Consider the following 17,432-nt stretch of genomic DNA (forward strand, 5'->3'; position numbering starts at 1 on the left):
CGAGGCATCATGCTAGCCGACCGCGACCGCATCTTCACCAATCTCTACGGCCTCCAGTCGCCCGGCCTCAAGGCCGCGATGATGCGCGGCGCCTGGGACGGCACCAAGGACATCCTGGCCATGGGCCGGGACTGGATCGTCAACGAGATGAAGGCTTCGGGCCTGCGCGGGCGCGGCGGCGCCGGCTTCCCGACCGGCCTGAAATGGTCGTTCATGCCCAAGCAGTCGGACGGGCGGCCGCATTATCTCGTCGTCAACGCCGACGAGTCGGAGCCCGGCACCTGCAAGGACCGCGAGATCATGCGCAACGACCCGCATCTGCTGGTCGAGGGCTGCATGATCGCCTCCTTCGCCATGGGCGCGCACGCCGCCTACATCTACATCCGCGGCGAATATGTGCGCGAGCGCGAGGCGCTGCAGCGCGCCGTCGACGAGGCCTATGAGGCCGGCCTGATCGGCAGGAACAACAAGACCGGCTACGACTTCGACCTCTATGTCCACCACGGCGCCGGCGCCTATATCTGCGGCGAGGAGACGGCCCTGCTCGAGAGCCTCGAGGGCAAGAAGGGCATGCCGCGGATGAAGCCGCCGTTCCCGGCGAACATGGGCCTCTATGGCTGCCCGACCACGGTGAACAACGTCGAGTCGATCGCCGTGTCCGGCACGATCCTGCGGCGCGGCGCCGCCTGGTTCTCCTCGTTCGGCAACCCCAACAATGTCGGCACCAAGCTGTTCTGCATTTCCGGGCATGTGAACAAGCCCTGCAATGTGGAAGAGGCGATGAGCATCCCCTTCCGCGAATTGATCGACCGCCATTGCGGCGGCGTCCGCGGCGGCTGGGACAACCTCAAGGCGGTGATCCCCGGCGGCTCGTCCGTGCGCATGGTGCCGGCCGAGCAGATCATCGACACGCCGATGGACTTCGACAGCCTGTCGAAGCTGCGCTCGGGCCTGGGCACCGCGGCGGTGATCGTCATGGACAAGTCCACCGACGTGGTCGCCACCATCGCCAGGCTGGCGCATTTCTACAAGCATGAGAGCTGCGGCCAGTGCACGCCTTGCCGTGAGGGCACGGGCTGGATGTGGCGTGTCCTGTCGCGCATGGCCGAGGGCCGCGCCCAGAAACGCGAGATCGACATGCTGCTCGACGTCACCAAGCAGGTCGAGGGACACACGATCTGCGCGCTCGGCGATGCGGCGGCCTGGCCGATCCAGGGCCTGATCACCCATTTCCGGCACGAGATCGAGGAACGGATCGACCGCTATGCGGCCAATCCGCATTCCGAGCCGGTGCTGCAGGCGGCGGAGTAGCGACGCCGCCCCGGCCTTTGGCGGGTCCCAACCCGCCCTCCGGCCGGGGGAGTAATTTCGCGCTGCAACAGTTGATCGCTGCGCGGAATTTTGCGAAGTCGAGTTTAGAAAGAGTCTGGTTCGCGCCTGCGTCCCGCAGGCCCGTGCGAACCCGGTCGGAATGCAAGGTTCTCCATGGCCAAGCTTATTGTCGACGGACAGGAAATCGAGGTTCCGGCGGAGTACACGCTCCTCCAGGCCTGCGAAGCTGCGGGTGCCGAGATCCCGCGCTTCTGCTTCCACGATCGCCTGTCCATCGCCGGCAATTGCCGCATGTGCCTGGTCGAGGTGAAGGGCGGTCCGCCCAAGCCGACCGCCTCCTGCGCCATGGCGGTGCGTGACCTGCGTCCCGGCCCGAACGGCGAGCCGCCGGTGGTGCTGACCAGGAGTCCGATGGTCAAGAAGGCCCGCGAAGGGGTGATGGAGTTCCTGCTCATCAACCATCCGCTGGACTGTCCGATCTGCGACCAGGGCGGCGAGTGCGACCTGCAGGACCAGGCCATGGCCTACGGCGCGGACAAGAACCGCTACGCCGAGAACAAGCGCGCGGTCGAGGACAAGTATATCGGCCCGCTGGTCAAGACCGTGATGAACCGGTGCATTCACTGCACACGCTGCGTGCGCTTCACCACCGAGGTCGCCGGGGTCTCCGATCTCGGCGCCATCGGCCGCGGCGAGGACATGGAGATCACCACCTATCTGGAACGGGCGATGACTTCGGAGCTGCAGGGCAACGTCATCGATCTCTGCCCGGTCGGTGCCCTGACCTCGAAGCCCTATGAGTTCCATGCCCGTCCCTGGGAGCTGAGCAAGACCGAGTCGATCGACGTCATGGACGCGGTCGGCTCCGCCATCCGGGTCGACGCCCGCGGCCGCGAGGTCATGCGCATCATGCCGCGCATCAACGATGCGGTGAACGAGGAGTGGATCTCCGACAAGACCCGCTTCATCTGGGACGGCCTGCGCACCCAGCGCCTCGACCGGCCCTATCTGCGCGTCGACGGCCGCCTGAAGCCCGCGACCTGGGCCGAGGCCTTCGCGGCGATCGCCGCCAGGGTGAAGGCCGCCAAGCCAGAGCGGATCGGCGCCATCGCCGGGGACCTTGCCAGCGTCGAGGACATGTTCGCGCTCCAGGGGCTGCTCGCGCGCCTGGGCTCGCGCAATCTCGATTGCCGCCAGGACGGCACCCGGCTCGATCCGAAGTTCGGACGCGCCTCCTATCTTTTCAACGCCACCATCGCCGGCATCGAAAAGGCCGACGGGATTATCCTCGTCGGCGCCAATCCGCGCCGCGAAGCGCCGGTGCTGAACGCCCGCATCCGCAAGCGCTGGCTCAAGGGCAATTTCAAGGTCGCACTGATCGGCGAGCGCGCCGACCTGACCTACGACTACGCCTATCTCGGCGCCGGGCCGGAGACGCTGGCATCGGCCGCCGACCAGTTCGCCGCCGGCCTGCAGAACCCGCTCTGGCTGATCGGCCAGGGTGCTCTGGCCCGGCCCGACGGCGCGGCGGTGCTGTCGCTGGCGGCCAAGGCGGCTCTCGCCGGCGGTGCGGTCAAGGAGGGCTGGAACGGCTTCTCCGTGCTGCACACCGCGGCGGCGCGGGTCGGCGGCCTCGACATCGGCTTCGTGCCGGGCGAGGGCGGGCTCGACGCCGCCGGCATGGCCGCGGCCGGGGCGCTCGACGTGCTGTTCCTGCTCGGTGCCGACGAGATCGAGGTCGCACCCGGCGCCTTCGTCGTCTATCAGGGCACGCATGGCGACAGGGGCGCGCATCGCGCGGACGTGATCCTGCCAGGCGCGGCCTACACCGAGAAGACCGGCACCTATGTCAACACCGAGGGGCGGGCTCAGTTCGCCAATCGCGCCGCCTTCCCACCGGGCGATGCCCGCGAGGACTGGGCGATCCTGCGCGCCCTCTCCGACGCGCTCGGCGCCCGGCTGCCCTTCGACTCGCTCGGCGCCCTGCGCACCGCCCTCTATGCGGCCCACCCGCACCTGGCGGAGATCGACGGCATCGCCGCGGGCGATGCGGCGGCGATCTCGACGCTGGCCGATCTCGGTGGCGTCGTCGACAAGGCCGGCTTCGTCTCCGCCGTGCCGGATTTCTATCTGACCAACCCGATCGCGCGCGCCTCCGCCGTGATGGCGCAGTGCTCGGCGCTCGCCTCCGGCGCGCTGCCGCTGGCCGCGGAGTAGGGGGAGCGCCATGACCAACTGGACCGATCTCCTGCTCCAGCTCATCATCATCGCCCTGCAGAGCGTCGTGCTGCTGGTCGGCCTGCTCTTGTTCGTCGCCTACATCCTGCTGGCCGACCGCAAGATCTGGGCGGCGGTCCAGCTGCGCCGCGGCCCCAACGTCGTCGGCCCCTGGGGCCTGTTCCAGTCCTTCGCCGATCTCCTCAAGTTCGTGCTGAAGGAACCGGTGATCCCCTCCGGCGCCAACAAGGGCGTGTTCCTGCTGGCGCCGTTCGTCACCTGCCTGCTGGCGCTGTCGGCCTGGGCGGTGGTGCCGCTGGCGCGGGGCTGGGCGATCGCCGACATCAACGTCGGCATCCTCTACATCTTCGCCATCTCCTCGCTCGGCGTGTACGGCACGATCATGGCCGGCTGGGCGTCGAACTCGAAATATCCCTTCCTCTCGGCCCTGCGCGCCGCGGCGCAGATGGTGTCCTACGAAGTCTCGATCGGCTTCGTCATCATCACCGTGCTGCTTTGCGCCGGCTCGCTGAACCTGACCGCGATCGTCGAGGCGCAGGAGACGCGCGGCCTCGCCAGCCTGGTCGGCCTGCCCTGGCTGACCTTCCTGAACTGGTACTGGCTGCCGCTGTTCCCGATGTTCATCATCTTCTTCATCTCGGCCCTGGCCGAGACGAACCGGCCGCCCTTCGATCTGGCGGAGGCGGAGTCCGAGCTCGTCGCCGGCTTCATGGTCGAGTACGGCTCGACGCCGTATATGATGTTCATGCTCGGCGAGTACGTGGCGATCATGACCATGTGCGCGCTGACGACGATCCTCTTCCTCGGCGGCTGGACCTCGCCGCTCGGCTTCCCGCCCTTCACCTGGGTGCCGGGCGTGATCTGGTTCGTCGTCAAGGTGTCGCTGGTCTTTTTCATGTTCGCGATGGTGAAGGCCTTCGTGCCGCGCTATCGCTACGACCAGCTGATGCGACTTGGCTGGAAGGTGTTCCTGCCCCTGTCGATCGCGATGGTCGTGATCGTGGCGGGCGTTCTGCAGATCACGGGATGGGCGCCATGAGTGCCGGTGCTGGTACGGGCCTTGCGCAAGCCGCCCGCTCGCTGTTCCTGAAGGAGTTCGTGTCGGCCTTCCTGTTGTCGATGCGCTACTTCTTCAAGCCGAAGGCGACGCTGAACTATCCGTTCGAGAAGGGCAGGCTGTCGCCGCGCTTCCGGGGCGAGCATGCCCTGCGCCGCTATCCCAACGGCGAGGAGCGCTGCATCGCCTGCAAGCTGTGCGAGGCGATCTGCCCGGCGCAGGCCATTACCATCGAGGCCGGCCCGCGCCGCAACGACGGCACGCGCCGCACCACGCGCTACGACATCGACATGGTGAAGTGCATCTATTGCGGCTTTTGCCAGGAGGCCTGCCCCGTCGATGCCATCGTCGAGGGCCCGAACTTCGAGTTCGCGGTCGAGACGCGCGAGGAGCTGTTCTACGACAAGGAGCGGCTGCTTTCGAACGGCGATCGCTGGGAGCGGGAAATCGCCAAGAACATCGCTTTGGACGCGCCCTACCGATAAGGCGGGGTATCAAGGATGAAGAACGGCACACGAAGCCGGAAAGGCGGCGCCGACGGCGCGCCGAAAGGGGTCTGAGCATGAATTTGGCGGGGGTCTTCTTCTACCTGTTCGCCTTCATCGGCGTGGCGTCGGCCTTCATGGTCATCGCCTCGCGCAATCCCGTGCATTCGGTGCTGTACCTGATCCTGACCTTCGTCAACGCGGCCGGCCTGTTCGTGCTGATGGGCGCCGAGTTCCTGGCGATGATCCTGATCGTCGTCTATGTCGGCGCGGTCGCGGTGCTGTTCCTGTTCGTGGTGATGATGCTCGACGTCGACTTCGTCGAGCTGCGCCAGGGCTTCCTGCAATATCTGCCGGTCGGGGCGCTGATCGGCGTGATCGTGCTGGCCGAGCTGCTGCTGGTGGTCACCGCCTGGGTGATCTCGCCGGAGCTCCTGGCCAAGCCGAACGTGCCGATCGACCATTCGGTCACCAACACCGTCGCGCTCGGCCAGGTGCTCTACACCAAATATGTCTTCTACTTCCAGGCGTCCGGCCTGGTGCTGCTGGTGGCGATGGTCGGCGCCATCGTGCTCACCCTGCAGCACAAGCCGGGCGTCAAGCGCCAGAACCCGGGCGCGCAATCGGCCCGCACCAAGGCGCAGGCGATGGAAGTGGTCAAGGTCCAGTCGGGGCAGGGGGTCTGAACATGACCATCGGGCTTTCCCATTATCTAGCGGTCGCCGCGATCCTGTTCACCATCGGCGTGCTCGGGATCTTCATCAACCGCAAGAACGTCATCGTCATCCTGATGTCGGTGGAACTGATCCTGCTCTCGGTGAACATCAACTTCGTCGCCTTCTCCACCCATCTCGGCGATATCGTCGGCCAGGTGTTCACGCTGCTCGTGCTCACCGTCGCCGCCGCGGAGGCGGCGATCGGCCTGGCGATCCTCGTGGCGTTCTTCCGCAACCGCGGCACGATCGCGGTCGAAGACATCAACATGATGAAGGGCTGAGGGCGTGTATAACGCGATCGTCTTCCTGCCGCTCCTCGGCTTCCTGATTGCCGGCATCGCCGGCATGCTCTCGCACAAGCTTGCTCCTGCCGACGCAGCGGATGCCCATGGCCACGGGCACGACACCCATGCCTCGCACGCCCATGACCACGGGCACGATGCGCATGGCCATGACGACCATCATCATGCCGAGCCCTCGCCGCACACGCCGACCAAGATGCGGTTCTGCGAGATCGTCACCACGGCGCTGCTCGGCGTCTCCTGCCTCCTGTCGTGGATCGCCTTCTTCTCCGTCGGCTACTGGGGCAACGCCTCCCTGGCGCCGGTGCTCGACTGGATCCAGGTCGCCGGCCTCAAGGCCGAGTGGGCCCTGCGCGTCGACACGCTCACCGCGGTGATGCTGGTGGTGGTGACGAGCGTGTCCGCACTCGTGCATCTCTACTCGATCGGCTACATGGCCGAGGATCCGCATCGGCCACGCTTCTTCGCCTATCTGTCGCTGTTCACCTTCGCCATGCTGATGCTGGTGACGGCCGACAACCTCGTGCAGATGTTCTTCGGCTGGGAAGGCGTGGGCCTCGCGAGCTACCTGCTGATCGGCTTCTGGTACAAGCGCCCCTCGGCCAACGCCGCGGCGATCAAGGCCTTCGTGGTCAACCGCGTCGGCGATTTCGGTTTCGCGCTCGGCATCTTCGCCGTGTTCGTGATCTTCGGCTCGGTCGGCTTCGAGGACATCTTTCACGCGGCGCCGGAGAAGGCCGCCACCACGATCAACTTCCTCGGCCGCCAGTTGCCGGCGCTGGAAGTCGCCTGCTTCCTCCTGTTCATGGGCGCCATGGGCAAGTCGGCGCAGTTCCTGCTGCACACCTGGCTCCCGGACGCCATGGAAGGCCCGACGCCGGTGTCGGCCCTGATCCACGCCGCCACCATGGTCACGGCCGGCGTGGTGATGGTGGCGCGCCTGTCGCCGCTGTTCGAGCAGGCGCCGACCGCGCTCGCCTTCGTCACGCTGATCGGCGCCACGACGGCGTTCTTCGCCGCCACGGTCGGCCTGGTGCAGAACGACATCAAGCGCGTCATCGCCTATTCGACCTGCTCGCAGCTCGGCTACATGTTCGTGGCGCTGGGCGTCGGCGCCTACAACGTCGCCATCTTCCACCTGTTCACCCACGCCTTCTTCAAGGCGCTGCTGTTCCTGGGCGCCGGCTCGGTCATCCATGCCATGCACCATGAGCAGGACATGCGGAAGATGGGCGGCCTCGCCGCCAAGATCCCGCTGACCTACTGGATGATGACCATCGGCACGCTCGCCCTGACCGGCGTCGGCATCCCGTTCACCATCATCGGCTTTGCCGGGTTCAACTCGAAGGATGCGATCATCGAGGCGGCGTTCGCCGGCTATGCCGAGCATGGCGGCTTCATCGCCATCTACGCCTTCTTCGCCGTGGTGGTCGCCGCGCTGATGACCTCCTTCTATTCCTGGCGCCTGGTGTTCATGACCTTCCATGGCCGGACGCGGGCCGACGCCCACACCTACGCCCATGCGCATGAATCGCCGCGGGTGATGACCATCCCGCTGATGGCCCTCGCCGTCGGCGCCGTGCTCGCCGGCATGGTGTTCCAGGGCCGCTTCATCAGCCATGAGAGCCTGGAGACCTTCTGGCGCGAGGCGATCGTGCTCGGGCCGGACAACCATATCCTCACCGCCATGCACGAGGTGCCGTGGTGGGTGAAGCTCTCGCCCTTCGTGATGATGCTGATCGGCTTCGTCACCGCCTGGTACATGTATATCCGCCAGCCCACCGTCCCGGCCGCCCTGGCCGAGCAGAACCCGGTGCTCTACCGCTTCCTGCTCAACAAGTGGTACTTCGACGAGATCTACGACTTCCTGTTCGTCCGCCCGGCCATGCGGCTCGGCACCTTCCTGTGGAAGAAGGGCGACGGCATGACCATCGACGGCCTCGGGCCGGACGGTGTGTCGGCCCGGGTGATCGACGTCACCAACCGCGTCGTCAGGTTGCAGTCGGGTTACCTCTATCACTATGCCTTTGCGATGCTGATCGGCGTCGCGGCTCTGTTCACCTGGTACATGCTCGGGGGCCCGCACTGATGTCGAGCTGGCCGATTCTCTCCATCACCACCTTCCTGCCGCTGGTCGGCGCCGCGCTGATCTTCTTCGCGCGCGGCGACGAGGAGGTGGTGAAGCGCAACGCCAGGCAGGCGGCGCTGTACACGACCATCGCGACCTTCATCGTGTCGCTGTTCCCGCTGTTCGCCTTCGATTCCTCGAACACGAGCTTCCAGTTCGTCGAGAGTCACGGCTGGCTCGGCGGCCAGATCGGCTACCGCCTCGGCGTCGACGGCATCTCGCTGCCCTTCGTCATCCTCACCACCTTCCTGATGCCGTTCTGCATCCTGGCGAGCTGGCGGTCGATCCAGTACCGCGTGCGCGAGTACATGATCGCGTTCCTGGTGCTGGAGACGCTGATGGTCGGCGTGTTCTGCGCCACCGACCTGCTGCTGTTCTACGTCTTCTTCGAAGGCGGCCTGATCCCGATGTTCCTGATCATCGGCATCTGGGGCGGCCAGCGGCGCATCTATGCCAGCTTCAAGTTCTTCCTCTACACGCTGCTCGGCTCGGTGCTGATGCTGATCGCCGTGATGGCGATGTACTGGAAGGCCGGCACGATGGACATCGCCACGCTGCTGACCTTCAAGTTCCCGGCCGAGATGCAGACCTATCTGTGGCTGGCCTTCTTCGCTTCGTTCGCGGTGAAGATGCCGATGTGGCCGGTGCACACCTGGCTGCCGGACGCGCATGTGGAGGCGCCGACGGCTGGCTCGGTGATCCTGGCCGGCATCCTGCTGAAGATGGGCGGCTACGGTTTCATCCGCTTCTCGCTGCCGATGTTCCCGGAGGCCTCGCACTATTTCGCGCCGCTGGTGTTCACGCTCTCGGTCGTCGCCATCGTCTACACCTCGCTGGTGGCGATGATGCAGGAGGACATGAAGAAGCTGATCGCCTATTCGTCCGTCGCCCATATGGGCTTCGTCACCATGGGCCTGTTCACCATGACGGCGCAGGGCGTGCAGGGCGCGATGTTCCAGATGATCTCGCACGGCCTCGTCTCGGGCGCGCTGTTCCTGTGCGTCGGCGTGATCTACGACCGCATGCACACCCGAGAGATCGCCGCCTATGGCGGCCTGGTCAACCGCATGCCCTGGTATGCGATGGTGCTGATGGTCTTCACCATGGCCAATGTCGGCTTGCCTGGCACGTCCGGCTTCGTCGGCGAGTTCCTGACCCTGGTGGGGGCCTTCCGCGCCAACACCTGGGTGGCGTTCTTCGCCACGTCCGGCGTGATCCTGTCGGCCTGCTACGCGCTCTGGCTCTATCGCCGTGTCGTGTTCGGCGCGCTGGAGAAGCCGAGCCTGGCCCACATCGCCGACCTCACCGTGCGGGAATTCGCCATCCTGGCCCCGCTGGTGCTGCTGACGGTCTATTTCGGCGTCTACCCCAAGCCGATCCTCGGCCTGACCGACGCGGCCGTCGCGGCCCTGGTCAAGAACTATGACGCGGCGCTGGCGCTGGCGAAGACCGCCACGCTGGCGCTCAACTAGCGCACCCAAGCCAAGGCGAGCCTATGTTTCCCGTTCCCGCTTTCGCCCCCGCTCTCCCCGAGATCCTGCTGATCCTCGGCGCGATCGCGCTCCTGATGGGGGGTGTCTTCTCCGGCGCGGGCTCGGCGCGTCCCGTCGCCTATGCCGCGGTGGCGCTGCTCGTCGTCGTCGGCATCCTCGTCGCCAGCGGCGGAACGGGACGGGTCGAGACTTTCGGCGGCTCCTTCGTCGTCGACGGCTTCGCCCGCTTCATGAAGGTGCTGACGCTGATCGGCTCGGCCGCGGCGATCCTGCTGTCGCTGGACTTCCTCAAGGCCAAGGGCATCGAGCGCTTCGAATATTCGGTGCTGATCCTGCTCGCGACGACCGGCATGATGATGATGCTCTCGTCGGGCGACCTGATCGCGCTCTATCTCGGGCTCGAGCTGCAGTCTCTGGCGCTCTACGTCGTGGCCTCGATCCACCGCGAGGACGCCCGTTCGACCGAGGCCGGCCTGAAATATTTCGTCCTCGGCGCGCTGTCCTCCGGCATGCTGCTCTATGGCTGCTCGCTGATCTACGGCTTCACCGGCTCGATCTCCTATACCGGCATCGCCGCTGCGGTCGGCGGCCATGGCGCCGGTATGGGCCTGATCTTCGGCATCGTCTTCCTGATGGCCGGCCTCGCCTTCAAGATCTCGGCCGTGCCGTTCCACATGTGGACGCCGGACGTCTATGAGGGCGCTCCCACCCCGGTCGCCGCCTTCTTCGCCGGTGCGCCCAAGATGGCGGCCATGGGCCTGATGGTGCGGGTGATCATCAGCTCGTTCCCGGCGGCCCTGGCCCAGTGGCAGCAGATCGTCGTCTTCGTCTCGATCGCCTCCATGGCGCTCGGCGCCTTCGCGGCCATCGGCCAGACCAACATCAAGCGCCTGATGGCCTATTCCTCGATCGGCCATATGGGCTTTGCCCTGGTCGGCCTCGCTGCCGGAACGGAGCAGGGCGTCGCCGGCGTGATGATCTACATGGCGCTCTACCTCGCCATGACGCTCGGCACCTTCGCCGTGATCCTGGCGATGAAGCGGGACGGCGCCTATGTCGAGACCATCCAGGATCTCTCGGGCCTGTCGCGCACCCGCCCGGGCATGGCCTTCGCCCTGGCCGCGCTGATGTTCTCCCTGGCCGGCATTCCGCCGCTGGCCGGCTTCTTCGCCAAGTTCTACGTCTTCGCCGCCGCGGTCCAGGCCGGCCTCTACTGGCTGGCGGTGCTGGGCGTGCTGGCGAGCGTGGTCGGTGCTTTCTACTATCTACGCATCGTCAAGCTGATGTATTTCGACGAACCCGCGCCGGGCTTCGAGGCGACGCCTGCGGCCGTCTCGGTGGTGCTGGCTCTCTCGACCGCCGTCACTGTGCTGTTCGTCGTCTGGCCGTCGCTGATCACCGCTCCTGCCGCCGCGGCCGCCAAGGCCCTGTTCTGATCGGACCGGAATGCTCGGTTCTCATCGCTTTCGCCCGAAGGCAGGCCTCGCTTCGTCGAGGCTCGGCGTCCGGCGCCTGCCGGCGCGCCGGGCGGGCGAAGGTCGGGGGCGTTCATGAGGCTCGGTGCTGAAGCGCACGCCGCCGGGTTCCGGCATGTCCATCTCGACAGCATAGGCTCCACCAACGCCGAGGCGCTGGCGCGCGGCGAGGACCGGCTGTGGATCACGGCCGGCGAGCAGCGGGCGGGGCGCGGCCGGCGCGGGCGCGAATGGTCTTCGCCGCCCGGCAACCTCTACGCCTCGCTCCTGTTGCGCGAACCGGCCGAGCCCCGCCGGGCGGCCGACCTGTGCTTCGTGGCAGCGCTGGCCGTCGGTGACGCCATCATTGCGGCGGCGCCGCGGGCCGGGGCCGGTCTCGCCCTCAAATGGCCGAACGATGCGTTGATCGAGGGAGCCAAGGTCGCCGGCATCCTGGTCGAGGGCGCGCATGCGGCGGGCGGCTTTTCGGCTGTGATCGGCTGCGGCATCAACGTCGCCCACCATCCCGAAGGCACGCCCTATGCGGTGACGCATCTGGCCGCGACCGACACCGGTGCCACGTCGGCACTCGTCTTTAACGCCCTGTCCGACGCCTTCGCCCGACGCCTCGCCCAGTGGGACGCGGGGCGGGGCTTCGCCGCCATCCGCGTCGCCTGGCTGGCCCGCGCCGCCGGGATCGGCCGCCGCATCCTGGTCCGCCTGCCGTCGGGCGAGATTGACGGCGTGTTCGAGGCACTGGATGATGACGGCTCGCTTATTCTCCGCGAAGAATCGGGCACGCGCCGCCCGGTCTCGGCCGGGGAAATCTTCTTTCCCGGCCTCGCGCCGCCCGGAGCTGCCTGATGGCGCGCGACACTCCAGACTTGGTCTTCTGCTCCCTCGGCGGCATCGGCGAGATCGGCATGAACATGTCGCTCTACGGCTACGGCCCGCCGAAGAAGCGCCAATGGCTGATGGTCGATTGCGGCGTCAGCTTCGCCGGCGAGGATCTGCCCGGCATTGACCTGGTGATGCCGGACACGCGTTTCATCGAGGCCGAGCGCAAGAACCTGGTCGGCATCGTCCTCACCCATGCGCACGAGGATCATTTCGGCGCGCTGATCCATCTGTGGCCGCGCCTGCAGGTGCCGGTCTATGCGACGCGCTTCTCCGCCGCCCTGCTCGAAGCCAAGCGCATGGCCGAGCCCGACGCGCCGCGCATCGATGTGCGCGTCATTCCCTGCCGGCACCGCTTCACCGCCGGGCCCTTCGATATCGAGCTGATCGACGTGGCGCATTCGATTCCCGAATCGAACGCGCTGGCGATCCGCACGCCGGCCGGCACTGTGATCCATACCGGCGACTGGAAGATCGACGAAACCCCGGTGATCCCGCCGGTGACCGATGGGGCGCGGCTGAAGGCCCTCGGCGACGAGGGGGTGCTGGCGCTGGTCTGCGACAGCACCAACGCCATCCGCGAGGGGCGTTCGCCCTCCGAGCGCGATGTCGCCAGGAGCCTGGCCGAGATCATCGCCACCAAGTCGGGTAGGGTGGCGATCACCACCTTTGCCTCCAATGTCGGTCGCATCCGCTCGGTCGCCGAGGCTGCCATGGCCAATGACCGCAATGTCATCGTCGTCGGCCGGGCGATGGAGCGGGTCTGCACCGTGGCGCGCGAATGCGGCCTGCTCGACGGCATCCCGCCCTTCCTCAGCCCGGAGAGCTACGGCTACCTGCCCCGCGACAAGGTGGTGGCTGTGCTCACCGGCAGCCAGGGCGAGCCGCGCGCCGCGCTCGCCCGCATCGCCCGCGACGAGCACCCGGACGTGACCCTGGCCAAGGGCGACACGGTCGTATTCTCCTCGCGTACCATCCCCGGCAACGAGAAGGCGGTTGGCGGCATCATCAACGGCCTGGTGCGCCAGGGCGTCGAGATCGTCACCGACCGCACCCATCTCGTCCACGTCTCCGGTCATCCGCGCCGCGACGAGCTGGCGGACATGTATGGCTGGGTCCGTCCGAAGATCGCCATTCCCGTGCATGGCGAGGCCTGGCATCTCGCCGAGCATGCGGCGCTTGCCCGCTCGCTCGGCGTGCCCGAGGTGGTGATGGCCAAGGACGGCGACCTGGTGCGGCTCGGCCCGGAGGGGGCGAGCGCGGCCGGCGAGGCGCCGATTGCCAGGGTCTATCTCGACGGCGAGATCCTGGTCCATGCCACCGACGAGACGGTGCCGCAGCGCCGCCGCCTGTCCTGGTCAGGCGCAGTGTCGATCGCGCTGGCCTTGTCCGAGAAGGGCGAGATCGTTTCCGAGCCCGACGTCAAGCTGGCTGGCTTGCCGCTGCGCACCCGGGACGGCCGTGACATGGAGGATCTCGTCGCCGACACCGCGCTGGCCGTGCTGGAGGGGCTGCCCAAGCCCAAGCGCCGCGACCCCGACGCGGTGGAACTGGCCATCGAGCGCGGCGTGCGTTCGGCCGTCAACGGCGTCTGGGGCAAGAAGCCGGTCTGTCAGGTCATCGTGCTGGTCGTCTGATCCGGCTCGCCCCGGATCCCCATTCCCTCTGCGGCAGCATTGACAGGCTCGCCCACATTGGAAAGACTCCACTGTAAAGCAAAGAGAATTGGGAGAAACGCCATGTGCCAGCTGTTCGCGTCCCAATCGCCGCACACCTATGCCAGTCACACGCGGTCGGTGCGGATCGGCGGGCACAGCACATCGCTGCGGCTGGAATCCGTCTACTGGGACATCCTGGAGGAGTTGGCGGCGCACCAGGGCATGAGCCTGGGCAAGTTCATCAGCCGCCTGCACGACGAGGTCCTCGACATCCACGGCGAGGTGCAGAACTTCGCCTCGCTGCTGCGCTGCAGCTGCCTGCTCTACGTCGCCGATATCCGCCCGAAGTCGACTCCAACCGCCGCGGTGGCGTCTTCGCACGACCTGCACCTCATCGCCGCCGAGTGAGGCCGGCCACGTGACGGCGCCGCCTCGACCGATCCGGTGCGGCCGAACGGCGCGCTCCGCATCGACTTGCCTGGATCCCGGCAGGGCGAGTGCGCCTCCGGTCGCTCCGCCTGAGCGGGTGCCGGCGGCGATCAGGCCGTTCTTGCCCGCATCCGTCGGATCATGCCCACTGCCATGCGCCTGCCTGTGATCGATGGCGCGGCAGTCTCACCGCGGCGATCGCCGGTCTGGCCCGGTCCAGGGGTTCGTGGCATCATGAACCCAGCATCTGTTGCTGCGTAGCTCAACCCCGGAGGTGGCGAGCACTCTCGAGCAAGGCCTTGTGCTCGTTTCGCGGGCGGTTTGTCGATCAATCCGAACAGCATGTTGTGCGAGGCACCATGGCGACGAAGCTTTGCGATATTTGCGGCGTCCGACCGGCCGCCGTCCGGGTGACCGTGCTCCGGGACGGAGCCCGGGAGGAACTCGACGTCTGCGACTACGACTATAGCCAGTTGACGCGTCACCAGAAATACCTGTCGCCCCTGGAGTCGCTGTTCGGCGGCGATCCGTTCGGGGAGCTCTTCGGCAGCTCGGGCGGCATGCTGCAACGCCCATCGCCGTCGTCCCGCCGCGGCGTGGCGGCGCCGGACAATACGGGCGGGCGCCACTACATCCAGCAGTTCAGCGAGCAGGCCAAGGAGATGCTGCAGCGCGCCGCCGAGCGCGCGGCGCAGGCCGGTCGCCGCGAGGTCGACACCGAGCATCTTCTCTACGTCCTGCCGGAGAGCGACGTCGTCCAGACGATCCTCAAGCAGTTCAAGGTGTCGGCGGCGGACCTGCAGGCGGAAATCGACAGGAGCAGCCCCGGGACGAAGCCGGACGGCAAGGTCTCGCACGAGGAAATCGGCGTCTCTCCCAGGGTCAAGAGCGCCCTGGACCGGGCCTATGCCGCCTCGCGCGAGCTTGGCCACAGCTATGTCGGGCCGGAACACCTTTTGCTCGGGCTGTCCGAAGTGCCGGACAGCCATGCCGGCACGCTGCTGAAGAAATACGGCCTCACTCCGCAGGCCCTGCGGCAGCAGACGGTCAAGGTGGTCGGCAAGGGAGCCGAGGAGGGGCGCGTCGACGCGCCGACGAACACTCCCAACCTCGACAAGTACAGCCGCGACCTGACCCGAATGGCGAGCGAGGGCAAGCTCGATCCGGTCATCGGCCGTTCGAAGGAGATCGAGACGACCATCGAAATCCTGGCGCGCCGCAAGAAGAACAACCCGGTGCTGATCGGCGAGCCGGGCGTGGGCAAGACGGCGATCATCGAGGGCCTGGCCCAGCGCATCGTCAACGGCGATGTGCCGGAGGTCCTGCGGGACAAGCGCCTGGTGGAGCTCAACGTCAATTCGCTGGTCGCGGGATCCAAATATCGCGGTGAATTCGAGGAGCGCATCAAGCAGGTGATGGACGAGATCACCGAGAAGCGCGACGAGCTCGTCCTGTTCATCGACGAAGTCCATACCATCGTCGGCGCGGGGCAGGGCGGCGGCGAGGGTGGTCTCGACATCGCCAACACCTTCAAGCCGGCGATGGCGCGCGGCGAAATGAACCTGATCGGCGCCACCACGCTGAACGAGTACCAGAAGCACATCGAGAAGGACGCTGCCCTGGAGCGCCGGTTCCAACCGGTGCTGGTGCCCGAACCGACGGTCGACCAGACCATCAACATCCTGCGCGGCCTGCGCGACCGGATGGAGGCGCACCACAAGGTGGTAATCCAGGACGAAGCGCTCGTGGCCGCGGCCGAGCTGTCGGACCGCTACGTCTCGGGGCGCTTCCTGCCGGACAAGGCGATCGACCTGATCGATCAGGCGGCCGCCCGGGTGCATCTGTCGACCACGTCCCGGCCGGCCGACATCCAGGAACTGGAGGCCGAGCTGGCCCAGCTCAGGCGCGAACAGGCCTACGCCACCTCGCGCAAGCAGTTCGACAAGGCAAAGGACATCGACGCCAGGATCGCCGGGCAGGAGAAGGAGCTCGAGGACAAGACCGACCGCTGGAAGCAGAAGGTCGCTTCGAACAGCGCCGAGGTGTCGGTCGCCGACATTGCCGAGATCGTCTCGAAGCTGACCGGTATTCCGGTGGCCGAACTGACTCAGGAGGAGAAGGAAAAGCTGCTCCAGATGGAGGAGCGGCTGCATCGGCGTGTGATCGGGCAGGATCAGGCCATCCAGGCCGTTTCCGACGCCGTGCGCCTGGCTCGTGCCGGCCTCAAGCAGGGCAATCGCCCGATCGCGACGTTCCTGTTCCTCGGGCCGACGGGTGTCGGCAAGACCGAACTGGCCAAGGCGCTCGCCGAAGTCCTGTTCGGCGACGAAGATTCTGTCATTCGGATCGACATGTCCGAATATATGGAACGGCACGCCGTGGCTCGCCTCATCGGCGCCCCTCCGGGCTATGTGGGGTATGACGAGGGCGGCCAATTGACCGAGCGCGTCCGCCGGCGGCCTTACAGCGTCGTGTTGTTCGACGAGATCGAGAAGGCCCATGCCGACGTCTACAACGTCCTGCTGCAGGTGCTCGACGACGGGCGGCTGACCGACGGCAAGGGCCGGATCGTCGATTTCAGGAATACTCTGATCATCGCCACCAGCAATCTGGGCTCCGAGGTCATCATGGGCCGGCGCAACATCGCGGGCGCCATGGCCTCCGACGAGTTGCGCAAGGAGGTTATGGCCGTGCTGCGCCAGCAGTTCCGTCCGGAGTTCCTCAACCGGATCGATGAGATCATCATCTTCGACAGCCTCTCCAAGGCCCAGATCAAGAGCATCGTCGACCTGCAGCTCGCCCGCATCCGCCAGACCGCGCTCGGGCAGGGCATCACGCTCCAGTTCGACGACAGCCTGGTCGGTCACCTCGCCGAGGAGGGGTATCAGCCGCAGTTCGGGGCGCGCGAACTGCGCCGCGAAATACGCCGCCTGCTGGAAGCGCCGCTGGCGAAGGAGATGCTGGCCGGCAGGGTCGAGGAAGGCGACACCGTCACCTGTTCCTATTCCGAGAAGGCGGGCGTCGGGTTCAAGGTGACGAGGCCTGACGCCGAGGCGGCCTCCCCGAAGAAGGCGGCCGGAGCAAGGAAGAAGAAGGACGGGGCGGCGTCTCGGGAGGCGCGGCCGGAGTCCGCGTCCGGGGAGAGGGCGCAGGGGCCGGCTTGAGCTTCGCCCGCGCGAGGCGACAAGCACAGCGGGGCCGTCACGGTGGACGGCTCCGCGGAAGACCGTGGCCCGCCGATGA

Annotated in this window: 13 protein-coding genes; all 13 read left to right on the top strand. The window is 66.9% G+C overall.

Annotated features, from left to right (window positions below):
- Positions 1-9 precede the first annotated feature (9 nt).
- The 13 genes from nuoF to AC27L4_RS21005 all read left to right on the top strand — a co-directional run bounded on the left by nuoF (position 10) and on the right by AC27L4_RS21005 (position 17,353).
- Positions 10-1,311, top strand: a complete 1,302-nt coding sequence (gene nuoF, locus AC27L4_RS20945; protein ID WP_487144295.1) for an NADH-quinone oxidoreductase subunit NuoF — start codon at positions 10-12, stop codon at positions 1,309-1,311.
- A gap of 174 nt (positions 1,312-1,485) precedes the next feature.
- Positions 1,486-3,549 carry an NADH-quinone oxidoreductase subunit NuoG gene (gene nuoG, locus AC27L4_RS20950; RefSeq protein ID WP_487144296.1) on the top strand — a complete coding sequence of 688 codons (2,064 nt, stop codon included), beginning with the start codon at positions 1,486-1,488 and terminating at the stop codon, positions 3,547-3,549.
- A gap of 10 nt (positions 3,550-3,559) precedes the next feature.
- A complete protein-coding gene (nuoH, locus tag AC27L4_RS20955) occupies positions 3,560-4,609 on the top strand; it encodes an NADH-quinone oxidoreductase subunit NuoH (protein WP_487144297.1) in 1,050 nt (349 codons plus the stop codon).
- Complete coding sequence (gene nuoI, locus AC27L4_RS20960; protein ID WP_487144298.1) at positions 4,606-5,112, top strand: NADH-quinone oxidoreductase subunit NuoI; 507 nt, start codon at positions 4,606-4,608, stop codon at positions 5,110-5,112. Before nuoH ends, nuoI begins: the two co-directional genes overlap by 4 nt.
- A gap of 77 nt (positions 5,113-5,189) precedes the next feature.
- Positions 5,190-5,798, top strand: a complete 609-nt coding sequence (locus tag AC27L4_RS20965) for an NADH-quinone oxidoreductase subunit J (RefSeq protein ID WP_487144299.1) — start codon at positions 5,190-5,192, stop codon at positions 5,796-5,798.
- Positions 5,799-5,800: 2 nt separating this feature from the next.
- Positions 5,801-6,109 carry an NADH-quinone oxidoreductase subunit NuoK gene (nuoK, locus tag AC27L4_RS20970; RefSeq protein WP_487144300.1) on the top strand — a complete coding sequence of 103 codons (309 nt, stop codon included), beginning with the start codon at positions 5,801-5,803 and terminating at the stop codon, positions 6,107-6,109.
- A 4-nt stretch (positions 6,110-6,113) separates the two neighbouring features.
- Positions 6,114-8,219: an NADH-quinone oxidoreductase subunit L gene (nuoL, locus tag AC27L4_RS20975; RefSeq protein ID WP_487144301.1), complete on the top strand. Its 2,106-nt coding sequence runs from the start codon at positions 6,114-6,116 to the stop codon at positions 8,217-8,219.
- Positions 8,219-9,730: an NADH-quinone oxidoreductase subunit M gene (locus tag AC27L4_RS20980; RefSeq protein ID WP_487144302.1), complete on the top strand. Its 1,512-nt coding sequence runs from the start codon at positions 8,219-8,221 to the stop codon at positions 9,728-9,730. The genes nuoL and AC27L4_RS20980 overlap by 1 nt, the downstream gene beginning before the upstream one ends.
- 23 nt (positions 9,731-9,753) lie before the next feature.
- Positions 9,754-11,187, top strand: a complete 1,434-nt coding sequence (gene nuoN, locus AC27L4_RS20985; RefSeq protein ID WP_487144303.1) for an NADH-quinone oxidoreductase subunit NuoN — start codon at positions 9,754-9,756, stop codon at positions 11,185-11,187.
- A gap of 114 nt (positions 11,188-11,301) precedes the next feature.
- Positions 11,302-12,069: a biotin--[acetyl-CoA-carboxylase] ligase gene (locus AC27L4_RS20990; RefSeq protein ID WP_487144304.1), complete on the top strand. Its 768-nt coding sequence runs from the start codon at positions 11,302-11,304 to the stop codon at positions 12,067-12,069.
- The gene (locus AC27L4_RS20995; protein ID WP_487144305.1) at positions 12,069-13,739 is read left to right on the top strand and encodes a ribonuclease J; all 1,671 of its coding nucleotides are present in this window, start codon (positions 12,069-12,071) and stop codon (positions 13,737-13,739) included. Before AC27L4_RS20990 ends, AC27L4_RS20995 begins: the two co-directional genes overlap by 1 nt.
- Positions 13,740-13,841: 102 nt before the next feature.
- Positions 13,842-14,168, top strand: coding sequence for a ribbon-helix-helix domain-containing protein (locus AC27L4_RS21000; protein ID WP_487144306.1), 327 nt, complete (start codon positions 13,842-13,844; stop codon positions 14,166-14,168).
- A 380-nt stretch (positions 14,169-14,548) separates the two neighbouring features.
- Positions 14,549-17,353, top strand: coding sequence for an ATP-dependent Clp protease ATP-binding subunit (locus AC27L4_RS21005; protein WP_487144307.1), 2,805 nt, complete (start codon positions 14,549-14,551; stop codon positions 17,351-17,353).
- Positions 17,354-17,432 lie beyond the last annotated feature (79 nt).

Source organism: Labrys sp. Lb11 (assembly GCF_057554225.1).

Coding starts and splice junctions, on each gene's coding strand:
- nuoF (WP_487144295.1), top strand. CDS start 10: ATGCTAGCCGACCGCGACCGCATCTTCACCAATCTCTACGGCCTCCAG.
- nuoG (WP_487144296.1), top strand. CDS start 1,486: ATGGCCAAGCTTATTGTCGACGGACAGGAAATCGAGGTTCCGGCGGAG.
- nuoH (WP_487144297.1), top strand. CDS start 3,560: ATGACCAACTGGACCGATCTCCTGCTCCAGCTCATCATCATCGCCCTG.
- nuoI (WP_487144298.1), top strand. CDS start 4,606: ATGAGTGCCGGTGCTGGTACGGGCCTTGCGCAAGCCGCCCGCTCGCTG.
- AC27L4_RS20965 (WP_487144299.1), top strand. CDS start 5,190: ATGAATTTGGCGGGGGTCTTCTTCTACCTGTTCGCCTTCATCGGCGTG.
- nuoK (WP_487144300.1), top strand. CDS start 5,801: ATGACCATCGGGCTTTCCCATTATCTAGCGGTCGCCGCGATCCTGTTC.
- AC27L4_RS20980 (WP_487144302.1), top strand. CDS start 8,219: ATGTCGAGCTGGCCGATTCTCTCCATCACCACCTTCCTGCCGCTGGTC.
- nuoN (WP_487144303.1), top strand. CDS start 9,754: ATGTTTCCCGTTCCCGCTTTCGCCCCCGCTCTCCCCGAGATCCTGCTG.
- AC27L4_RS20990 (WP_487144304.1), top strand. CDS start 11,302: ATGAGGCTCGGTGCTGAAGCGCACGCCGCCGGGTTCCGGCATGTCCAT.
- AC27L4_RS20995 (WP_487144305.1), top strand. CDS start 12,069: ATGGCGCGCGACACTCCAGACTTGGTCTTCTGCTCCCTCGGCGGCATC.
- AC27L4_RS21000 (WP_487144306.1), top strand. CDS start 13,842: ATGTGCCAGCTGTTCGCGTCCCAATCGCCGCACACCTATGCCAGTCAC.
- AC27L4_RS21005 (WP_487144307.1), top strand. CDS start 14,549: ATGGCGACGAAGCTTTGCGATATTTGCGGCGTCCGACCGGCCGCCGTC.